The 18,738-nt window shown below is 42.8% G+C and carries 15 protein-coding genes; 13 read left to right on the top strand and 2 right to left on the bottom strand.

Annotation, left to right across the window (positions count from 1 at the left end):
• Positions 1 to 52: 52 nt before the first annotated feature.
• Positions 53 to 910 (top strand): NAD(P)-dependent oxidoreductase, encoded by an 858-nt coding sequence (locus DEO27_RS22840; protein ID WP_112568956.1) that lies wholly within the window; start codon positions 53 to 55, stop codon positions 908 to 910.
• Between the two features lie 137 nt (positions 911 to 1,047).
• Here the strand turns inward: DEO27_RS22840 and DEO27_RS22835 are convergent, their stop codons facing one another.
• Positions 1,048 to 2,451, bottom strand: coding sequence for an MBL fold metallo-hydrolase RNA specificity domain-containing protein (locus DEO27_RS22835; protein WP_112568954.1), 1,404 nt, complete (start codon positions 2,449 to 2,451; stop codon positions 1,048 to 1,050).
• Between the two features lie 155 nt (positions 2,452 to 2,606).
• On the opposite strand from DEO27_RS22835, the gene DEO27_RS22830 reads away from it, so the two are divergent.
• From DEO27_RS22830 to DEO27_RS22775, 12 genes are all read left to right on the top strand, one after another.
• Positions 2,607 to 2,978, top strand: a complete 372-nt coding sequence (locus DEO27_RS22830) for a BlaI/MecI/CopY family transcriptional regulator (protein WP_090534685.1) — start codon at positions 2,607 to 2,609, stop codon at positions 2,976 to 2,978.
• A 2-nt stretch (positions 2,979 to 2,980) separates the two neighbouring features.
• Positions 2,981 to 4,999, top strand: a complete 2,019-nt coding sequence (locus DEO27_RS22825; protein WP_112568952.1) for a M56 family metallopeptidase — start codon at positions 2,981 to 2,983, stop codon at positions 4,997 to 4,999.
• Positions 5,000 to 5,133: 134 nt separating this feature from the next.
• Complete coding sequence (locus DEO27_RS22820; RefSeq protein WP_112568950.1) at positions 5,134 to 6,165, top strand: LamG domain-containing protein; 1,032 nt, start codon at positions 5,134 to 5,136, stop codon at positions 6,163 to 6,165.
• A gap of 103 nt (positions 6,166 to 6,268) precedes the next feature.
• Positions 6,269 to 6,952, top strand: a complete 684-nt coding sequence (locus DEO27_RS22815; protein WP_112568948.1) for a class I SAM-dependent methyltransferase — start codon at positions 6,269 to 6,271, stop codon at positions 6,950 to 6,952.
• Positions 6,953 to 7,008: 56 nt separating this feature from the next.
• On the top strand, positions 7,009 to 7,776 hold the full coding sequence (locus tag DEO27_RS22810; RefSeq protein ID WP_112568946.1) for a class I SAM-dependent methyltransferase: 768 nt from the start codon (positions 7,009 to 7,011) through the stop codon (positions 7,774 to 7,776).
• A 1-nt stretch (position 7,777) separates the two neighbouring features.
• Entirely contained in the window at positions 7,778 to 8,911 is a 1,134-nt protein-coding gene (locus tag DEO27_RS22805) for a glycosyltransferase (protein ID WP_112568944.1), read from the top strand.
• Positions 8,912 to 10,396 (top strand): lipopolysaccharide biosynthesis protein, encoded by a 1,485-nt coding sequence (locus tag DEO27_RS22800; RefSeq protein ID WP_112568942.1) that lies wholly within the window; start codon positions 8,912 to 8,914, stop codon positions 10,394 to 10,396.
• Between the two features lie 600 nt (positions 10,397 to 10,996).
• A complete protein-coding gene (locus tag DEO27_RS22795; RefSeq protein WP_190295199.1) occupies positions 10,997 to 12,862 on the top strand; it encodes a gliding motility-associated C-terminal domain-containing protein in 1,866 nt (621 codons plus the stop codon).
• The gene (locus tag DEO27_RS22790) at positions 12,859 to 13,857 is read left to right on the top strand and encodes a PorP/SprF family type IX secretion system membrane protein (protein ID WP_112568936.1); all 999 of its coding nucleotides are present in this window, start codon (positions 12,859 to 12,861) and stop codon (positions 13,855 to 13,857) included. Before DEO27_RS22795 ends, DEO27_RS22790 begins: the two co-directional genes overlap by 4 nt.
• A 1-nt stretch (position 13,858) precedes the next feature.
• Positions 13,859 to 15,808, top strand: coding sequence for an OmpA family protein (locus tag DEO27_RS22785; RefSeq protein ID WP_112568934.1), 1,950 nt, complete (start codon positions 13,859 to 13,861; stop codon positions 15,806 to 15,808).
• Between the two features lie 120 nt (positions 15,809 to 15,928).
• Entirely contained in the window at positions 15,929 to 16,831 is a 903-nt protein-coding gene (locus DEO27_RS22780; protein WP_112568932.1) for a glycosyltransferase, read from the top strand.
• A gap of 84 nt (positions 16,832 to 16,915) precedes the next feature.
• Positions 16,916 to 17,302 carry a VOC family protein gene (locus tag DEO27_RS22775; protein ID WP_112568930.1) on the top strand — a complete coding sequence of 129 codons (387 nt, stop codon included), beginning with the start codon at positions 16,916 to 16,918 and terminating at the stop codon, positions 17,300 to 17,302.
• A gap of 192 nt (positions 17,303 to 17,494) precedes the next feature.
• Here DEO27_RS22775 and DEO27_RS22770 read toward each other — a convergent pair whose 3' ends face one another.
• Positions 17,495 to 18,688 carry an anhydro-N-acetylmuramic acid kinase gene (locus DEO27_RS22770; RefSeq protein ID WP_223818029.1) on the bottom strand — a complete coding sequence of 398 codons (1,194 nt, stop codon included), beginning with the start codon at positions 18,686 to 18,688 and terminating at the stop codon, positions 17,495 to 17,497.
• Between the last annotated feature and the right edge of the window lie 50 nt (positions 18,689 to 18,738).

Raw genomic sequence — 18,738 nt, 5'->3', positions numbered from 1 at the left:
CAGTAAATTCGCATCAATAAAATCTATATAAATTAAAAACAAAATAGCTACCATGAATACAGTTAAAATAGGATGGATTGGTTTGGGTAAAATGGGCGCTCCCATGTCGCAGCAATTGATTAAGGCCGGTTATCCACTCAGCGTTTATAACCGCAGTAAGGATAAGGAAGAGGGATTTAAAGCCCAGGGCATCGGTACTGCCGCATCGCCAGCGTTGTTATTAAATGATACTGATGTTGTTTTTGTAATGGTATCTGATGATAAGGCCATCAAGGATATTTTTACCGGCAATGAAGGTTTGCTAACCGCGAAAGTGAGTGGTAAGATCATCATTAACATGAGTACTGTTTCGCCGGCTATTAGTAAAGAGATGGCCGCCGCGTGTAAGACGCAAGGTAATCATTACCTGGATGCACCGGTATCGGGCAGTGTAAAACAGGCAGAAGATGCTATGCTGGTGATTATGGCAGGAGGTGAGGCGGATGCATTTGAGCAGGCTAAACCTATCCTCGAAAAAATGGGCAAACTGGTGATGCTGGTTGGCGATACCGGCGCAGGCAACGTAGCCAAACTGGCCATTAATACTTTGTTGGGTATTGTTGCGCAAGGCCTTGCCGAAACAGTGACGCTGGCACAGCAAAACGGCATCAATGCAGAAGCGCTAACAACGCTGATTGGTAACAGCGCTTTAGGCAGTCCGTTCGTCAAAATAAAGGGTGATGCCATTGTTAATGATAATTATAATGCGGCTTTTGCCCTAAAGCATATCGCGAAAGACCTGCGCCTGGCCAAAGATTTGGGCTTGGCCACTCCACTTGGCGAAACCGCCTATCAAACCTACCAGGATGCGGAAGCCGCGTTTGGTGAAGAGGATATTATAGCGGTGATAAAGCAGGTGAGGAAGGGGTAGAGGATAGAAGCTCACTATTAAAAAAATGTCATTGCGAGCGAAGCGCGGCAATCGCACGGAGGCATGTCCGCCCTGTATAGTATGCGATTGCTTCGTCGTTCCTCCTCGCAATGACATGGTTTAGTCGGAATGATTACCTATTCCAAAACTATCTTCTGATGCTGATAAGGTATTTCAATATGCTTAAATCCATGTTCTTTAAGCTTCCCTGCAAAATGTTGCTGAACGTCATACTCGCCATGAACCAGGAAAACGGTTTTTACCAGTGCGGGATCCTGGCAGGCCAGGAAATGAAGCAGGTCATCATAATCGCCGTGGGCACTCATGGATTTGATGGAACGTACTTCGGCCTTAACCTCGTACATTTCGCCAAAAATATGCACCTCATGATCGCCGCGTAATAAGCGTCCGCCTAACGAATTTGGTTCCGCATAGCCTACCATTAAAATGGTGTTCTTTGGGTTGTTGATATTGTTTTTGATATGATGCTTTACCCGCCCGGCTTCGGCCATGCCCGACGATGATATGATAACACAAGGCCGTGGATCGTTATTCAACGCCTTTGACTCTTCCACGCTTTCAATAAATTTCAGGCCTTTAAATCCAAAAGGATTGGCATCAGTTTTTAAAACTTCCTGCACGTCTTTATTGTAAACCTCAGGGTGGTTCATCAATACCTGCGTAGCCTTTTCTGACAGCGGGCTATCTACATAATAAGGAATATCAGGTAAGGTGCCTTTCAGTTCAAGGCTGTTTAGGGCATACAACAATTCCTGCGTGCGGCCAACGCTGAATGCCGGGATAATTACCTTGCCACCCTTAACCTCGCAGGTTTGCTTAATAACTTCCAGTAGTGATTCCTCGATAGGCCCGAGGTCTTTATGCAGCGAATCGCCGTAGGTTGATTCCAGTAAAATATAATTGGCCTGCTCAAAAGTTTGCGGACTTTTCAGCAACAAATCGCCATAGCGCCCAACATCGCCACTGAAGGTAATGTATGTGTCCTTACCGTTTTCGGTTACGGTGATATGCACTGCGGCGCTGCCTAAAATATGTCCGGCATCAGTAAAATTAAATTTCAGGGCAGGGGTAATGGTAAACTCTTCGCCATATTCAACAATCTTGAACAGGCGCAGAGCTTCCATTACATCATCCTCGGTATATAAAGGCGAAAGCAGGGGCAGGCCTTTGCGGGCGCGATGCTTGTTGCTATATTCAGCATCCTGCATCTGAATTTTTGCAGAATCAAGCAACAGAATCCGCGTAAGGTCCATTGTGGCCGATGTACAGTAGATGTTTCCGTCAAAACCTTCGGCAACTAACCTTGGGATTAAACCGCAATGGTCAATATGCGCGTGCGACAGGATCATGTGCGTTACACCTTTGGGATTAAAACCAAAATGTTCGTTCATTTCTTCGGTTTGTTCGCCAAGGCCCTGAAACATGCCGCAATCTAATAATATGCTGGTACCGTCGTTTAAACGGAGTAAATGCTTGCTACCGGTAACATTACGGGCAGCACCATGGAAGGTTATATTCATGTATAATTGGATGTGATCAACACAACGAATATGGTGATTTAAAGTTTAAGAAATTAATAACTAAAAATTTAGTTGCAAATTTGAAATATGTCCCTTACCTTAGTTTAACCAATTAAATATATTAATACACGAGGTATTAATTTAAAAGTACGCACATGGAAATTAAAGAGTTAACCCGCGCCGAAGAGCAGATCATGCAAGTGCTCTGGCAATTAAAAAAAGGGTATGTTAAAGACGTTATCGAGCAGTTACCTGAGCCCAAGCCCGCTTATAATACCGTGTCGACAATTATCCGGATCCTGGAAACCAAGGGCTTTGTTGGCCATGAGGCATTTGGTAAAAGTCACGAATACCACCCGGTGATCAGCAAAGAGCAGTATCAGAATTTTGCTGCCGATAAATTGCTGAGCGGCTATTTTGATAACTCCGTTAACCGCATGCTTTCGTTTTTTGTAAAGAAAGAAAAGATTGACCTGAAAGAGGCCGATGAGATCATGAAACTGATTGAAAAACTAAAAGAAAAATAATTATGAACTGGTGGCAATATTTATTATTGGTAAACATATACCTGTTGCTGTTTTACGGGTTTTATGTGCTTTTGCTTCGAAAAGAAACCTTTTTTCAGCTTAACAGGCTTTACCTGGTAAGCGCCGCCCTGTTATCATTTATGATACCTGTTATCCAGGCCAGCTGGGTACAAGATCTTTTTATCACCCAGCAGGTAAAGTACACGCTGTACAGTAGCCCGGTAGCTGTTTACAACTTTAAACCGATAGAAGAATCGTCGGTAAGTATAGGCGAGATCCTGTTTTTGGTGTATGTAGCGGGTATTGTGTTTTTGTCGGCAAGATTGGTATGGCAGCTGTTTAAACTAAAAAAGGTGATCAGCCAGCCTGAATCTGCGGTATCTTATTCCTTTTTCAAAACCGTAAAACTAAATGCCGATGGTGAGGCAAACGAAGCTATAGCCACACATGAAGATGTGCATGCCAAACAATGGCACTCGGCCGATGTACTGTTAATTGAGTTGGTGATGATCATCAACTGGTTTAACCCGATAGTATATTTCTATCGCAGGGCTATAAAACATATCCACGAGTTTATTGCCGACAGGCATGCGGTTGAAGCCGGTACCGACAAGGCCGATTACGCCATGCTGCTCTTAAGCCAAACCTTTAATACGCCAACACATGGCCTGGTTAATTCATTTTTCAATAAAAGTTTGTTGAAGGAGCGTATCATTATGCTGCAGAAAAATAAATCACATCGGATAGCGCTGGTTAAATACGGGCTTTCGGCCCCCTTGTTTATTTTGATGATGGTACTTTCATCAGCAACCATCAATAACAGCGACACCATTTCAGTTATCAATATTAAAGCCGACAAGGTTTTCTCGACGCCGGCAAGTAAGGTAACAGAAATTACCATTGACGAGCCACAACCCCGGACTAATGCAAGGATTGTAGCTGCAGCTGATACTACCCCTATTTATACTTCGGTTGAAAAAGTGCCCGAATTTTCGGGAGGACTACAGGCTTTCGGTAAATTCCTTCAAAGTAATCTCAGATATCCTGCTAACGCCCGCGCGCAAAGGATCCAGGGTAGGGTGATCATCACTTTTGTTGTTGAAAGAGATGGTGCACTTTCAAATGAAAAGGTAGTTAGGGGCGTTACCGATGACCTGAACAATGAAGCCTTGCGGGTGATAAAATTATCGCCTAACTGGAAACCCGGTATGCAGGGTAATCGTACTGTGAGGACTCAATATTCGGTACCTATCAGTTTTACACTTGCTCCTAATGAGGATACCATAAAGACTACTACACCTGCAAAATTCTCAATAGCTTCGGCTCAACCCGGTTCCGACCAGGTATTTACAGCAGTTGAGCAGGTGCCGGAGTTTAAAGGTGGGATAAACGCATTTGGTAAGTTTCTGGCAACTAATATCAGGTATCCTAAAGATGCCCGTGAAAAAAATATCCAGGGCCGGGTGGTTGCTACTTTTGTTGTTGAAAAAGATGGTTCTTTGTCTGATTTTAAAGTTCTGAGAGGAATAGGTTATGGCTGTGATGAAGAAGCAATAAGAGTGCTGAAGTTGTCTCCCGAATGGAAACCCGGTACTCAAAACGGTCGTGCTGTAAGGGTACAATATAGCGTGCCAATAAGTTTTACACTGGCCGGCGGCACTCCTACCAAGCCCGGGGAAAATAAAACCGGCGCTGTTGTAACCGGAGATGCAAATACCTCTTCATTGGCGACGCAGCTACAGAAAGATTCAAGCAGGGCTACATTTTCAATACGGGATGGTTTTGAAAATGGGGCACAGCCGTTATATGTTATTGATGGTGTAACCCAGTCAAAATCGTTTGTTCTCAAAAACATTAATCCCGATGATATTTCAAGCATTACCGTCTGGAAGGATAAAAACGCTACCGCTATTTATGGCGAGCGGGGTGCAAACGGCGTTATACAGATTACTACTAAAGCTGAAGCAAAAAGGAAAGTAGCGGAAGCGACTATTAAAGGTTCTGTTATAAAGAGCAATTGATATTGACCGGATAGGGCTGCCTGAATTGAAAAGTGGTTTATTTACAAAATGTTATGCCGGTGGTGGAGGGGTTTTTGAAGTTTTGATGTAAATAGATTTGTTTATATTTGTAATTGAAAATATAACCTTATCACATGAAGAAATTTTATCCTCTATTATTGCTGTTGCCAGCATTTGCTTTCGTGCATACGTCGTGCTCCAAACTTACAGATCAGCCAAAACCGGTAACGGACAGTACCAAAACCCTTAAAGAAATTTCTTTGAGAGATACCCTTACCATGTATACCGATCAGGTTATACAATTGGATGTAAAAGTCAGGCCAATAAATTTTGATACAACAAAGCTTGTTTGGGTGTCGTCAGATACCTCAGTAGTATCTGTTAGCCAATTAGGTCGAATTACAGCAAAGAAAGAAGGCAGTTCAAAGGTTTCTGTTAGTAACGCCGAAAAAACAAAATCAGTAAGTTGCACCGTAACAGTAAAAGATAGCCTTAGAGTGGGTATGATAGCCTATTACCCTTTTGGGGCTAACACTGCCGACGTATCTGGCAATGGTAATAATGGCTTGGGGTACAATTTAGCGCAAGTTGCCGATAGATTTGGAAACGCAAACGGAGCCTATTATTTTAATGGGTTTAACAGCTATATTGTTGTTAAGGATAAACAAACATTGCGACTTTCGCATACCGACTTCACCATTTCCACCTGGGTGAAACTTGATGTTTATAACTATTCATTCGCTTCACAGATCATTGATAAAAGGATTCCTGAATTAGGTAACGGATGGAATGTGTCTATTACAGGATATGATTTTGTTTCAACCGGCCAGGGAGGTTTAGGATTGTTAACATTTAATGAGAATAACAGCCCATTATTAACGCTTAGTCAGGGCGCTATTTCTGTAAACGCCTGGCATTTAATAACCACGGTATATCATTATCCTACCCACACCTTAGCACTTTACATTGATGGTGCAAAAGACATTACATTTGACGGAATTGCTTCGCCCAATATAACGATAACGGCCGATGCTTATATCGGCAGGGATAATCCTGATGTACCTTCTCCGGGATATTTCCTGAAAGGTGCGTTGGATGATATGCGTTTGTATGACAGGGCGCTGTCCGACAAAGAAATTAAAAAACTTTATAAGGCTACAAATTGATACAATTTAGCCAATAGGTTAAAACAGGTTTCCTCATGCGGGAAACCTGTTCTGCTTTAAAACCGGCGCATGAAAAGCTAAGTAAAACTGTTAAATTAGCCGCATGAAAGGTAACGACCGATTATATCCCTCTGTTTTTCACACCCGCTATGTATCCCTTTCACAATTGAGGGATAAAACCATCGAAATAGTAAAACAACTTACCGCCGATAATAAAACATTACTGCTTGCCGATTTTGGCTGCGGTGATATGCCTTACCGTGAACTGATTGATCCGATAGTAGGCAAATACCTGGGTATCGACCTGGAAATGAACCCCAAGGCTGAGCATCATATCGGCTTCGACAGCAAAACTACCCTGCCCGATAATTACTGCGACATTGTACTTAGTAACCAGGTGCTGGAGCATGTAGATACCCCATCAGGTTATTTACAGGAGGCTATGCGTATTTTGAAACCCGGAGGTTCGGCTATTATTACCACACATGGTTACTGGTTTTATCATCCAACGCCTAATGATTACTGGCGATGGACAAGCGCCGGTCTGCGTAAAACCATCGAAGCCGAAGGGTTTAAGATCAACTCTTTTTATGGCATCATGGGTTTGGCGGCAAGTGGCTTGCAGCTCTTTCAGGATGGTATTGCTGTTAAGTTGCCCAAATTTTTGATTCCTCCTTTTGCTTTGGTAATGCAGGCTATGATTGGCTTATTTAACAAAATAAATACACAGGCCCAGCGCGACCGCGATGGCGCTATCTATGTTATTGTTGCCCAAAAGCCCCTTTAATATTATTTATTAACTTTGTACCTGCAAAGCATAGCTTTATATACTCTGTATCTGTAATGATTGAAACTCCGAACCGCGAAAATGTAGTGTCTTATTATGATGAGCACGTTAAAAACAAGCTTAATGATTATATTGTAGTTAACCCCCGTATTGAGTTTGGGTGGGATACCATTAAGCGTTTTACGCCATCAAGCCCGGCCCGAGTTTTAGAGGTAGGTTGTGGTATGGGCAATATTTGTTCGCGGATGCGTAAATACTGGCCTAATGCCGTTATTACAGGTATTGATATCAGCACCATGTCTATCCAGATTGCGCAAAAGCTTTTTGGCGACAGCAAACTAAATTTTAAGGAAAGCATCCTTACCACTGACACTTTTAATGAGCAGTTCGACCTGATCATTTTCATGGATGTGTATGAGCACATTGCCGTTACCGACAGGCCGGCCGTTCATGCCGGGCTTGCTAAAATTTTGCGGAACAAGGGCCGTATTGTTTTAACTGTGCCTACGCCAGCAAACTTAAAATGGTCGTTGGTGAATAAGCCGGAAACCATGCAGCCGGTTGATGAGCATATCTCTTTTGATGTTATTGGCAAGCTGGCTGCAGATACAGGCACCGAAGTGATTTTTTACGAACTTAAAAACGTGTGGAACGTAGGCGACTACGCGCACATCGTATTGGAAAAAAATGACGATTTCGAGGCTGCGTTTTTTCATCCGAAACCGGTAACCGCATCTCAACGTAGCAGGAGGATCTTTAATAAGGCTGTTTATAAATTAGGCAGCTTCTTCCGCCGGTATTATGTGCGCAAAAAGTTAGGTTGATATGAGCGGGTCATATAACTTATGTATCATAAAGCCCAATAAGTCCGCTTTTTCCGAAACCTTCATTCAGGCGCATATTGATGGCCTGGCCGGTAATAAAAAAGTGCTGTACGGCGGTGCCTTCCCTTTGTATGACCATGAGGGAAAAACACTGATCCGTTCAAAACTGGGTCTGCTGAGTTATCTGATCCAAAAGCGGATTTTTAAAAAGAAAAATATTGGGGTACGTACCCGTGCCCTGTATAAATATCTCAAAGCAAATAAAATAGACGCTGTTTTTGCCGAGTATGGTATGGTTGGCGCATCGGTTACAGAAGCTTGCAAAATGGCCGGCGTTCCGCTCATTATCCATTTTCATGGGGCCGATGTTTATCATCGTGATACCGTTGCCGCTTATGCTGAACTTTATCAGCAGGCTTTCAGGTACGCGAGCGCTTTTATCGCTGTGTCGGTTGATATGGCAGCCACGCTGAAAGAAATGGGAGCCCCTGCCGATAAAGTGTATACAGCTTCATGTGGCGTCGACACAGCCGCTTTCCCTTTGCTTGATATATCGGCCTCGGCCAAAGATTTTTTATTTGTAGGGCGTTTTGTAGAGAAGAAATCTCCGCAATCATTAGTGAAGGCATTTAAGATTGTACTCGAACAACATCCGGATGCCAGACTTTGGATGGCCGGCGGTGGTCCGCTGTTTGATGAAACAAAGGCGCTGATTGCGGAACTTGGACTTAATGAGCAGATTACACTTACCGGGGTATTGAAGCCGGAAGAGATCAGGGAATTGATGAAACGCATGCGGGCATTTGTACAACACTCGGTTACTGCTGCTAACGGCGATAAAGAAGGAACTCCGGTTACTGTATTGGAAGCATCATCATCGGGGCTTCCTGTGATTTCAACCCGGCATTCAGGAATTAAGGAAGCTGTTGTTGACGGCAAAACAGGTTTCCTGGTTGACGAGTATGATATAACCGGAATGGCCGAACGAATGATAACCCTGGCAGAATCTGTTGAACTGGCCGTGCAAATGGGTAAAGCTGCACGCAACCACATGATTGATAATTACGATATTAACCTGCGTATGGCTTTGCTTGATAACATTGTTCAGAACAGCATCAATAGTAAAGCGAACTAAATGAACCTATTACAGAAACAGGGATTTTTCAACAGCCTCATACTTTATGCTGGGGTTGCGTTGGGTTTCCTAAATCTTACTATTCTTTTTCAGCGGATCCTTACTACAGAAGAGATCGGTTTCTTTATTTTAATGGGAACCATATCATTGCTTTATGCCCAGTTTGCAGGATTGGGTATAGGTAATATCATCCTTAAATATTTCCCATACTATCGCAGTGATGATAAAAAGCATGGCGGTTTCGCGTCTTTTGTAGCTGTTTGGTGCCTGATTGGTTTTGTGGCCTTTACCGTATTTTTTGTAGTTTTTAAAGATTTAATTATCAGCAATTATAAAGATAAGGATGGCGCCTCGCTGCTCATTAAATATTTTTACTATCTCATTCCCTTATCGTTTTTGGTGCTGGTGTTCTCTGTGCTTGAAAACATGGCGCTTACGGTATTTAAAAATGTACTATCCTCTTTTTTGCGTGAGGTTGGGTTGCGCTTGTTTACAACTGTCGCTATCTTATTAATAGCCGTTAAGCTGATTGATTATCATGTTTTCTTGCAGATCTACATTATTGCCAACCTGGTAGCAGTAGTGGTATTGCTTGTTTATATCGCCAAAGGCAGCCACTTTAAGTTTTCGGCCGTTGGCGCGCAGTTATTGGGCGAGCGAAAGACATTTCTAAGCTATGGCATCTTTACGGTATTAAGCGGCAGCTCATTTGTAATGATCCAGAACCTTGATACCATTATGCTGAGCATGCTCACGAAAGAGTCGTTCAGTTATGTGGGGATTTATGGTACCTTTTTCGCTATTGCCGTAGTTATCAGTTTACCGGCAAAGGCGCTGAGCCGTACTTCGTTGCAGATCATAGCGCAATCGTGGGTTACCAATGACATTGCCAAAATTGGTAAAATCTATTACAAAACTTCAGTAGTGCAGATGCTTATTGGCTGCCTGCTGTTTATAGGCTTAGTTATCAACAGGCAGTTTATAGTAATGCTATTGCATAAACATGATTATGCTCCTTATTTCAACGTGTTTATTGTTGTTGGTGTGGCGTTTTTGGTTGATATGACAGGTGGCCTAAACGGTTACATCATGAATGTATCCAAATATTACCGCCTTACTACTGTTTTTATTGTTTCGGCAGTAGTGCTTTGCGTGGTATCAAACTGGATCCTGATACCACGTATGGGGATGATGGGGGCAGCCGTATCTTACCTGCTTACCATGTTTGTACTAAATTTTGCATATTGGCTGTTTATTAAAATCAAGTTCAATCTGCAGCCCTTTGCAAAAGCGCACCTATATATCTTAATGATCTTTACGGTTTGCCTGCTGATAGGGCTCTATCTTCCGCAGTTAAAAAATGTGGTTTTAGATATGGTTTACCGCTCGGCAATAGTTGGTGTGGTGTATGTATTTTTTGCCTATGTTTTAAAAATTTCAGAAGATATTAATGTTATATTTGATCGCGTACTGAAAAAAGTATGATCAGGACGCGTTGAGTACTAAATAACCTAACCTATCGCAATAAATTACATGAGCAAAACTTTTGCACAAACCTTATTTGTATCCCCTTATATTAAAGCTACGCCGTTTGCTTCATTGGCCAGATGGCATTTGCCGGCTAATGAAAAACAGGCATTACGCAGGCTTCCAACCAGCTTCTTCCTCTTATACTGTTTAAAAGTTTTTGATAAATTGAACATTATAATTAACAATCCCGTAAAAGAGACTAAAATGCCGTTGTGCTTTACCGGTATTTACGAAGCCTGGATTAACAATTTAATATTTTATTGTCCCCTGATTGAGTTAAATCATTTTTGACTGGCTTTAAAATGTTTTTGTTACAGGTTAAAATATTTTGAAAATTTAATAATGTGAAGGATAATTATTATCATTATCCGTTAATTTAAGCTATGCACCCTAATGCCTCTTCGCTTGTGTAAACCTTTTTTAAGGGCAATGTTTTGCCTTTTCTTTTTCCCCTTAGTTGGTTTTAGCCGGGTATCCGCTCCTGGGTCGACAATCAATAAAGAGGGGCGGATTGCGAATTCGCGACTGACCTCTGATAATTTAGCCCCAGCCCCATTGCAGGCCATAACCATTTGTTCTGCTGCAGCGGCTGTACTTAACGGTGATGTGAAAACGCCAACGCCTAATAGTTATCTATGGCAAATAAACCGTGGCGGGAGCTGGGTTAGCGCGCCATCTACCAATACCCTGAAAGATTATATCACATCTTCACTTACCAATACTGGTACAACAAGTATAGTGTATAGTTTGCGCAGGCAAATTACTACCGGCGGCGTAATTGCTTATGATTCGTTTTATGATGTTACAGTAAGGCCTATAAGCGCGGTTACCAATAATACTATTTCGGCACCGGCGGTTACCCAGTTTTGTACTACTGGAGACCCTACTGCTATTACCGGTACCACCGCTGCAGGTGGTGATGGTACCTACGCTTATCAGTGGCAATCATCAACAGATAACATAACATTTACCGATATTACCGGGGCAACATCCAAAAACTACGACCCGCCAACATTGAGCGGTGATATTTATTATCGCCGGGTAGTTACATCCGGTGCATGTACAACATCTTTAATCAGTAATGTGGTTGTATTTAAGGTTTCTCCGGCTCCTCAGCCACCACCTCCTTTAACCAAAGCTATAAGCACTTGTTACGGCACTTCTGTTGTAGTAACGTTAGACTCGCCACCGGGTGCGGCAAAATATTACTGGTACGATTCGCCGGCTAAGAATACATTGGTAGGTTCGGGCACAGCGTTTACAACACCGGTTTTATTTGCAAGTACAAAGTATTATGTTGAAGCATCAAACGGTACTTGCAGCAGTCAGTTAACAACCGTGCAGGTAACAGTTACTCCTGCGCCTGATGTTCCGGCGTTTGCTCAAAGCACAGTTACCGCGTGTACAGGTTCGGCAGCAACACTTACAGTTCAAAACGCGCAAAGCGGCGTTGTTTACAACTGGTATGGCAGCCCAACCGATCCCAATATTATACATACCGGAGCAAGCTATACCCTTAATAATGTAACGGGAGGAATAAAGTTTTATGTGGAAGCTGTTAATACAACAGGTTGTATTTCTGCGTCGCGTGGTACTGTGAGCTTATCTGTGGTTGGCTTACCGGTAGTTACGGTAAACAGTACAGGTACCAGTATCTGCCCCGGCACAACCGCTACATTATCCGCTTCATCTTCAGATGCGGCAGCAGTTTTATCCTGGTATGATGCCCCTACCGGCGGCACCTTGCTTGCTAAAGGCAATACCTACGTTACCGCTATGTTGAGCGCAGCAAAAACTTACTATGTAGAGGCAACAAATACTGCCGGATGTAATACCAATGGAAGAACCCCGGTGCAGGTACAAATGACCAAGCCGCTTGATGCGCCTGTGGTAACTGTTGGTGATGTTACATCATCAAGTGTAACTTTTAACTGGAAAGCGGTAAATGGCGCTACCAGCTACCAGGTAAGTACCGATAATGGTTCAACCTATACTACGCCAAGCTCGGGCAGCGGCGGTTTAACGCATACGATAAGTAATCTTGGTATTAATCAGCCGGTAACTATTACGGTTAAAGCTTTGGGTGCTACTTCATGTACGCTAAGTGAGGCCTCGGCAGCTGTTACGGCTACCACTATCGACAATAACAATATCATATACGTGGCCAATAATTTTACCCCCAATGGCGACGGAAATAACGATATCATCTACGTACATGGCAAAAATATCAGCACACTTTCATTTTACGTATATGATCAGTGGGGCCAGTTGCTGTTTACATCAACCGATGTTAATAAAGGATGGGATGGTTATTTTAAAGGATCATTGATGCCGGTGGGCGTGTATGTATACTATTTAAAAGCAACAATGAATAATGGGGCGCAATTGACTAAAAAGGGAACAATTACGCTATTACGATGAAGAAAGCACTACTTATTATTACCATAGCGCTGCAGTTGGCAGTTGCAGGAAAAGTGAAGGCGCAGGTTGATCCGCATTTTTCACAGTTTTACGCTTATCCGCTTTGGCTAAACCCGGCACTTACCGGTGTTTTTGATGGCGATACACGCTTATCGGCTAACTTTAGAGATCAGTGGACAAATATCAACAACGGTTACCGCACGGCCGGTGTATCTGCCGATTTTAAACCGAATGATAAGGTTGGTATTGGCTTTAATGTGCTTGATCAAAAGGCAGGTACAGCGGGTTACAATTACTTTACGGCTTCCGGTTCATTTGGTTATGGCATAGCATTATCGGGTGATGGTAACCAGCGTTTGCACTTTGGACTGCAGGCTGGTGTTATCAGTCGCAGTTTTGACCCTAATAAGCTTCAGTCAGATAATCAGTATGATCCCAATACCGGTTACGATCCAACATTGCCCAATTATGAAAATTTTGGCTATTCGTCAAAAACGGTATTTGATGCGGGTGCCGGTATCTATTATTACAACGCCGACCCGATGAACAAAGCCAATTTTTTTGGCGGCGTTAGTGTCAACCACATCAATGATGTAACAGATCCTTTTGCTGCAGGCGGCATTAACAGCAAATTGCCTATGCGCTTTACAGCACATGGCGGTATCCGCATCAAGGCTTCTGATTTTTTTGACCTGATCCCTAACATTGTTTATATAAAGCAGGGCAAAGGCGAGATCAAAGCGGGAGGGGTATACTCTGAGCTGAAGTTTTCTGACGATAACGGGCTTGTACTTGGCGGCATGGTACGCTTACAGGATGCTGCTATTGCCAACATAGGCTACCATATACGCCAGATGGTTATTGGTGCCAGCTATGATTTTAATACTTCAGGCCTTCGCGCAGTTACATCTGGCCGTGGTGGGTTTGAATTGTCAATAAGTTACATATTTAGCCGCTATACTGATTCTCCGGCCCCAATTTGCCCAAGGATATAATATGAAAAAACTATTACCTTATTTTTTACTATCGTTTTTTCCGGCAGTTTCATTTGGACAGGCGAAAAATTACAAGACCCTGGCCGATACCGCTTTCAACAGGCATGAGTATTACACTGCTGCATTTTATTACAAGCACATTATTGATGGTACTTCCGCCGAATCAAAAAAAAGCGTGCCTTTAGTATCAAACACAAAAAGCAGCTCTAAAAAGGACGTAGCCAATCAATACATCATCTATCAATTGGCCGAATCATATCGTTTGTATAAAGATTTTACGGATGCTACTATCTGGTACACCAGGATGAGTAATGAAGGATCTGTTGAAAAATATCCTTTAACGCCGCTTTGGTATGGGATCTGCCTGCAGGCAAACGGTAAATATGATGAGGCCCTGCTGCAGTTGAGGCAATTTGCAGGTGTTAACCAGGACCCTAAATATACCAAGCTGGCTAATAAAGAAATCACTTCCTGCGAGTACGCCTTGAAGCAAATGGAGCATCCGCGGGCTGTTGACGTATCACCATTGGTGTTCCTGAATAAAGATCAGGGTGATTACGCACTTACCGTGAATTTAGGGCGGTATTGGTTTACCTCATCACGTATGGTTGATAAGGATAAATTTTATACTAACAGGATCTATAGCTCGGCTATTTTAGACTCGACAAAAGCCCTGGCGACAAACTTTAACGTATTTGATAAAGAAGGCCAGATCGAATATGCCACACCTGCTCTTGACGGCACGGGTACCAAAATGTACCTCACCCGCTGGTATAAAAAGAATGGAAAAACGGTATCTGCTATTTACTTAAGCCAATTGGTAAACAGCAAATGGCAGCAGCCAGTTAGGTTAAATAATACGGTTAACGCCGAAGGTTATAACTCTAAACATCCTTTTGTTAGTGCCGATGGTAAGCGTTTATTCTTCTCGTCAGACAGGCCTGGTGGCGAAGGTGGTGATGACATCTGGGAAAGTAACCTGGATGATGCCGGGCAGCCAAAAACAGTAAGCAATTTAGGCGATGTTGTAAATACGCCTTATGATGAGCAATCACCATATTATGATGGTCCGGATAAGGTATTGTTCTTTAGCTCGAACGGTTTTATAGGCATGGGCGGTTTTGATGTTTACCGCAGCGATGGCGATTTTGGCCATTGGTCGGCACCGGTTAACCTGGGTTACCCGGTTAACTCATCCAAAGATGATCTGTATTACAGCATTGACCCAAGTAATGCGAATAAATTTTACTTGAGTTCGGCCCGTGGTTCCGACTGTTGTTTAAGTTTATTCACCGGTCAGTACCAGTTCTTATACATCAGTGGCCGGGTTATCGACTGCCGTAGTAATACCGGTATGGCAGGTGCAAGAGTGATCTTGAAAGACCCGAATGTGAAAATGGGCCTGGTTGCCAAAGTTACCGATGAAAAAGGCGACTATGTTTTCCAGGTGAAAGAAAAATTGCCAAGCTATAAATTGGAAATCTCACAAAAAGGATATTTCACTAAAGTTGTACCTGCACCAATAGTAAGGCCGGGTATTGATACACTTATTAACCCCGATATCTGTTTGCAGAACTATAAGGTTAACGTGCAGATAGTTATTGATAACATTTACTTTGATTTTGGTAACGCTCATCTCCGGGCCGATTCATACAGCACGCTGGATAAACTGGTAGCTATTATGAACGATAACCCTAAAATAAAGATTGAGCTTGGCTCGCATACCGACGGGATAGGCGGCGATGCATGGAACCTGAAATTATCGCAGGCACGCGCCGAGGCTTGTGTTGATTACTTGCTGTTGCAGGGGATTAAATCATCACGCATCAAGGCTAAAGGTTATGGAAAAAGAATGCCTATTGCGCCTAATAAATTGCCAAACGGCAAGGATAATCCCGAGGGCAGGCAGCTTAACCGCCGTACCACGTTTACTGTAAAATCGGCAGACTAAAAACAAATTATTTTATTTGTTGGCGATGGCGAGGTTATAGTATAATTTTGTCTTTACAATTAGATGCCCTGCTATATGCGGGGCATTTAATTTCAATATCCTGTCTGCTGAAATCAAACCATGCAAAATATTGCTCCGATAGCCCTTTTTGTTTATAACCGGCCCGATCATACCCGCCGTACTATCAGTTATTTACAACAAAATTTACTGGCCGACGAATCGCGCCTGTATGTTTTTTGTGATGCGGCTAAAACTGATGCCGATAAACCAAAGGTTGAACAGGTGAGGCAACTGGCAAATGATGTGAGCGGATTTAAATCGGTAAAGGTTATCGTGCGTGAACATAACCTTGGTTTGGCCGAGTCCATTATTAGTGGGGTAACGCAATTGGTATATGAGTATGGTAAGGTGATTGTGTTTGAAGACGACCTGTTATCATCGCCATACACCCTGCAATATTTTAATGACGCGTTAGCTAAATACGCCAACCAGGAGCAGGTAATGCACATTGGCGCGTACATGTACAACCTGCATGATAAAACCCTGCCCGAAACTTTCTTTTACCGCGCAGCCACCAGTTGGGGCTGGGCAACCTGGGCACGTGCCTGGAAAAACTTTGAACCCGATGTTGACAAGCTGATAAATCAGTTTGATAACCTCAAAATAGCCCGCTTTTCGATAGAAGGAAAAATGAATTTCTGGAAACAGATTGAGCAATTTAAGGCTGGAAAAAATAATTCCTGGGCTATCAGGTGGTATGCCTCTATCTTTTTAAAGAATGGGTTAACGCTCAACCCGTCGCAGTCGCTTATTCAAAATATAGGGCACGATGGTACCGGTGTGCATTCCAATAACGAAGATATGTACCACGTACAAATGGCGCGCAAACAGGTAACGCAATTTCCGGATGTGCTGCAGGAAAATGAGCAGGCCTATAAGGCTATTAAACATTTTCTGGCCAATCGTAAAGGGACGCTGTTACAGCGTGTCAGGCGTTTTGTGAAACAGCAGATGGGCCGCTGAAATAATGTTTTCAAAAGCGGTTAGGAATTATTGTTAAGCTTGATTTAAAAGGTATATTTAAGTCTTAAAAATCAAATTTCCACCATGAAAAAAGTAACTGGTATTGGAGGCATCTTCTTTAAAAGTAAAGATCCAAAACAATTGAATGAATGGTATGCCCAAAAGCTTGGCTTTAAAACCAGTGCTTACGGAACTATGTTTCAATGGCGCAAGGATGATGACCCCGATCAAACCGCGCTCACTGTTTGGAACCCTTTTCCGGAAACTACTACTTATTTTGCCCCTTCAACCAAAGAGTTTATGATAAACTATATTGTTGAAGACCTGGAGGGATTGGTTGCTGAGCTCAAAAAAGATGGAGTTACCATCCTTGATGAAATTGCAGCAAGTGAATACGGCAAATTTGTCCATATCCTCGATCCGGAAGGAAATAGCATTGAGCTTTGGGAGCCGCCTGCTGATGAGGCCTGATTTAAATTATATAGTTGAATCAAATTAAATAGGAGGCACCTATGGAGCCCGAAATATTTTGATTTAATCAAGCTATAAACATTGTACTCCTATGGAGTTGTCTAAAACCTATATTTATAACTCCGTAGGAGTATCATGTTTGTAGCCAAAATATAAATTGTGTTTTGGCTCCGGATGGAGCCTCCTTTTTATTTAAATAGGAAAACAAAACTTACCCATCAACACCGCCGGGTTGGCCCCGATGCTGATTGGCTCACCACATAAAGCTTCGTTGCCCAACAAGGCAAACAATATAGCTTCTTTAGCATCGGGATTAATACCTAACAAACTGCTATCCTCTATTAAAACGCTGGGCAACAGTTTTTTTAATTCACCAATAACAAAAGGGTTTCTTGCGCCACCGCCGCTGGTGAAAATTTGAATATGATCGCCAGAGATATTGTTCTCGATAAAACCTGCTATGGATGCCGCCGTGAAAGCGCTTAAGGTACAAACAAGGTCTTCATTGGTAATTTGCCCGCTGCCGGATTGCTGTTGCGCTTCGGCAACCATGTCAAGATTAAATAATTCTGGTCCGGTGGTTTTAGGCGCTTTCTCTTTAAAAAATGGATGGGCGAGAAGCGCTGTTAACAACCCTTCATTCACATTGCCACTGTAAGCTATAGCTGAATCTTCATCATAAGACTTATCAAAGTACTTTCGACATACGGCATCGATAAGCGTATTTCCGGGGCCGATGTCTGTGCAGAGGACGCGGTTAAAATCGCCATCGCCGGGCAGCCAGGTTAAGTTGGCTATGCCGCCTATGTTTAAAAGCACCCGGTTTTCGCCGGTTTTATTGCCTAATAAAACATCGCCGTATAAAGCCAACGGGGCACCTTCGCCTCCGGCCGCAATATGTTTCTGCCTGAAATCGCTGACGGTTAATATCCCTGTTTTTACGGCGATATGATCGCCATCGCCAATTTGCAGGGTGGCATTAGGATAGTTTTTATGCAGATGTAAGCGTTCAGGGGCATGATAAATAGTTTGGCCGTGACTGGCGATGAAATCAACATTTTGGGGATCGATACGCCATCGTTCAAGAGCCTGCAGTATCAGCTCCGCATGATAGGTGCCAATGTATGCATTAAGCAAAGTAACTTTTTCAAGATCGGCACTGCGCTTTGCAAATACCTGCTGAACTTCCTGCTTAAACTCATCAGGGTAGGGGATGGTGATAAATTGCAGCAACTCAAATTTGGTGTTTAAACCATGCCCTGTAAATTGACACAAAGCAATATCAAGGCCATCCAACGAAGTACCCGACATAAGGCCAATGCCCATTTTTGATGGTTTTTGAGCGATGTTGAAAAGTTGTTGCAGGTTATGGTTCAAGGGTATCATAGGCTTAAATTACAATTTGTATACAAGCTGCAAAAGTTAAAATAATAATG

It is taken from the genome of Mucilaginibacter rubeus (genome assembly GCF_003286415.2).
Lineage (GTDB): Bacteria > Bacteroidota > Bacteroidia > Sphingobacteriales > Sphingobacteriaceae > Mucilaginibacter > Mucilaginibacter rubeus_A.
This window is presented reverse-complemented; position numbering and strand designations above follow the sequence as displayed.

Bases quoted from the DNA above. Each gene is read 5' to 3' on its own strand.
- DEO27_RS22840 (WP_112568956.1), top strand. From the start codon at position 53: ATGAATACAGTTAAAATAGGATGGATTGGTTTGGGTAAAATGGGCGCT.
- DEO27_RS22835 (WP_112568954.1), bottom strand. From the start codon at position 2,451: ATGAATATAACCTTCCATGGTGCTGCCCGTAATGTTACCGGTAGCAAG.
- DEO27_RS22830 (WP_090534685.1), top strand. From the start codon at position 2,607: ATGGAAATTAAAGAGTTAACCCGCGCCGAAGAGCAGATCATGCAAGTG.
- DEO27_RS22825 (WP_112568952.1), top strand. From the start codon at position 2,981: ATGAACTGGTGGCAATATTTATTATTGGTAAACATATACCTGTTGCTG.
- DEO27_RS22820 (WP_112568950.1), top strand. From the start codon at position 5,134: ATGAAGAAATTTTATCCTCTATTATTGCTGTTGCCAGCATTTGCTTTC.
- DEO27_RS22815 (WP_112568948.1), top strand. From the start codon at position 6,269: ATGAAAGGTAACGACCGATTATATCCCTCTGTTTTTCACACCCGCTAT.
- DEO27_RS22810 (WP_112568946.1), top strand. From the start codon at position 7,009: ATGATTGAAACTCCGAACCGCGAAAATGTAGTGTCTTATTATGATGAG.
- DEO27_RS22805 (WP_112568944.1), top strand. From the start codon at position 7,778: ATGAGCGGGTCATATAACTTATGTATCATAAAGCCCAATAAGTCCGCT.
- DEO27_RS22800 (WP_112568942.1), top strand. From the start codon at position 8,912: ATGAACCTATTACAGAAACAGGGATTTTTCAACAGCCTCATACTTTAT.
- DEO27_RS22790 (WP_112568936.1), top strand. From the start codon at position 12,859: ATGAAGAAAGCACTACTTATTATTACCATAGCGCTGCAGTTGGCAGTT.
- DEO27_RS22785 (WP_112568934.1), top strand. From the start codon at position 13,859: ATGAAAAAACTATTACCTTATTTTTTACTATCGTTTTTTCCGGCAGTT.
- DEO27_RS22780 (WP_112568932.1), top strand. From the start codon at position 15,929: ATGCAAAATATTGCTCCGATAGCCCTTTTTGTTTATAACCGGCCCGAT.
- DEO27_RS22775 (WP_112568930.1), top strand. From the start codon at position 16,916: ATGAAAAAAGTAACTGGTATTGGAGGCATCTTCTTTAAAAGTAAAGAT.
- DEO27_RS22770 (WP_223818029.1), bottom strand. From the start codon at position 18,688: ATGATACCCTTGAACCATAACCTGCAACAACTTTTCAACATCGCTCAA.